Source organism: Salinivibrio sp. MA427, from assembly GCF_001996115.1.
GTDB lineage: Bacteria > Pseudomonadota > Gammaproteobacteria > Enterobacterales > Vibrionaceae > Salinivibrio > Salinivibrio costicola.
Genome location: NZ_MUFH01000346.1, coordinates 1 through 2,341 on the forward strand (window position 1 = coordinate 1; position 2,341 = coordinate 2,341).

Consider the following 2,341-nt stretch of genomic DNA (forward strand, 5'->3'; position numbering starts at 1 on the left):
AGCTTATTGAGGGTGAAATGAACGATTTTGAGACTAACTGCATGGACAATCGTCTTCTCAAGCCCTTCATTTTAACGAAAATAACGACGATTAAAGGTGTTTTTACGGTTTTAACGATTTCGACCGTTGCAGCAAAGGGGTAACTGGGGCTTATTGAAGGGAGTTGCTGGCCGACCTCTTGCAATAACACCATGACGACAACCACAGCGGAACGTTAGCAACCGGTAACATTGAGCTCACAGGCGGTCCATTAAAGAGCTCACCACTATCCATCACGTGAACTGAAAGCAACAGTAAGGAATGGCTATGTTTTCGAGTAACAGTAGAATTGCCAGCAAGACCCTACTTGCCTCTGCAATAATTGGTGCGTTAAGCATGAGTGCTGGCGCAAGTGCTGCTGAGCGCAGTGAGCTCACCATTCATCCCAAAGAATTCAATACCTTCGTCCGTAACTTTAACCCCTATTTAGGATCGACCTATCTTCACACGACGACCGACTTTGTCTATGAACCTTTGGTCGTCTTTAATGAACTACAAGGCAACGAGCCCGTTTATCGTATTGCGACGGATTTCGACATGGCAGACGATTTAAAAAGTGTCACCTTTACCCTGCGTAAAGGGGTGAAGTGGTCAGACGGTGAAGCCTACACCGCCGATGATGTGGTGTATTCGTTTGATTTGGTCAAAGCGAACCCAGAACTCGACCAATCGGGGATTAACCAGTGGATCGACGATGTGAAGAAAGTCGATGATTACACCATCCGCTTTGAGCTCACTGAAGCTAATTCGAACGTCCCTTATGAGATTGTCAAAGTCCCCGTGGTGCCTAAGCATGTGTGGGAAAACATCGACAACCCCGCCTCATATACCAACGAGAATCCTGTCGGGTCAGGCCCCTTCACCACTGTCGATACCTTTACCTCGCAACTCTATATTCAGTGCCGCAACCCGCATTATTGGGATAATGATAATCTCGACGTCGATTGCCTGCGTGTGCCACAGATTGCCAATAACGATCAGTTTTTGAGTAAGGTGATAAACAGCGAAATGGACTGGACGTCCTCGTTTATTCCCGACATTGATCGCACCTATGCCGCGGCCAATCCAAACCATCACTATTGGTATCCGGCTGCCGGCACTCAGGCCTTTATGGTCAACTTTAATGACCCCGATCCTGCCAAGCGCGAAGCGCTGACCAATGTCGATTTTCGCCGTGCTTTCTCGATGGCGATTGATCGTCAAACCATCATTGATATCGCTTTTTATGGCGGTGGCACGGTGAATGACTTTGCATCCGGCCTTGGGTATGCCTTTGAAGCCTGGTCAGACGACGCAGTGCATGAGAAATATCGTCAATACAATACTTACGATCTAGACGGCGCCAAAGCCCTGCTCGCTGAAGCCGGCTTTACAGATCAAGACGGTGATGGCTTTGTTGAAACACCATCGGGTAAATCGTTTGAGCTAGAAATTCAGTCGCCCAATGGCTGGACTGACTTTAATAACACCGTACAACTGGCGGTTGAGCAACTTGCCGATGCCGGTATCAAAACAAAAGCACGTACCCCGGATTTCTCGGTGTATAACCAAGCCATGCTCGAAGCCGATTACGATGTGGCCTACACCAACTATTTCCACGGTGCCGACCCTTACACTTACTGGAACAGTGCGTATAACTCCAACCTACAGGAAGGGGATGGCATGCCGCGGTTCGCGATGCACTACTACCAAAATGCCGAGCTCGACAAGTTGTTAGATAGCTTCTACAAAACCGCGGATAAAAATGAGCAGCTGGAAATTGCTCACCAAATTCAAGCGATTATCGCCAAGGATCAAGTCACCATTCCGGTTCTTTCTGGCGCGCAAATGTATCAATACAACACAACCCGCTTTACCGGTTGGTGGAACGAAGACAATCCGAAAGGTCGCCCCTCTATCTGGGCCGGCATTCCCGAACGTCTTCTCCACGTACTGGACCTTAAACCCGTTCAGTAACCACTATCGGGCGCATTGTGCGCCCGCTTTTCCACGGTGTTCACGCCACGAACATCACCACTTCGCTGTGTAAGGTGTGGGTTATGGGTTATTTTTTCCGACGGCTAACTTTTTACATGATTGCCCTTTTAGTGGCAGCAACACTCAATTTTATTATTCCTCGAGCCATGCCCGGTGATCCTGTCACCATGATGTTTGCCAACGCCTCGGTGCAAGTCACCCCAGAGCGGATTGAGGCAATGAAACAACTGCTGGGCTTTGTCGATGGCCCCCTCTATATGCAGTACTTCACTTACATGAAAAACGTGCTGAGCTGGGATTTAGGGACCTCCATCCAATTTTATCC

At 48.7% G+C, this 2,341-nt stretch carries 1 protein-coding gene and 1 pseudogene; both read left to right on the forward strand.

The features are described from left to right. The first annotated feature begins 306 nt into the window (after positions 1–306). Positions 307–1,995: an ABC transporter substrate-binding protein gene (locus BZG79_RS14290; RefSeq protein WP_077774734.1), complete on the forward strand. Its 1,689-nt coding sequence runs from the start codon at positions 307–309 to the stop codon at positions 1,993–1,995. An 83-nt stretch (positions 1,996–2,078) separates the two neighbouring features. Continuing rightward, positions 2,079–2,341, forward strand: a pseudogene (locus BZG79_RS14295) (ABC transporter permease); the annotation flags it as partial.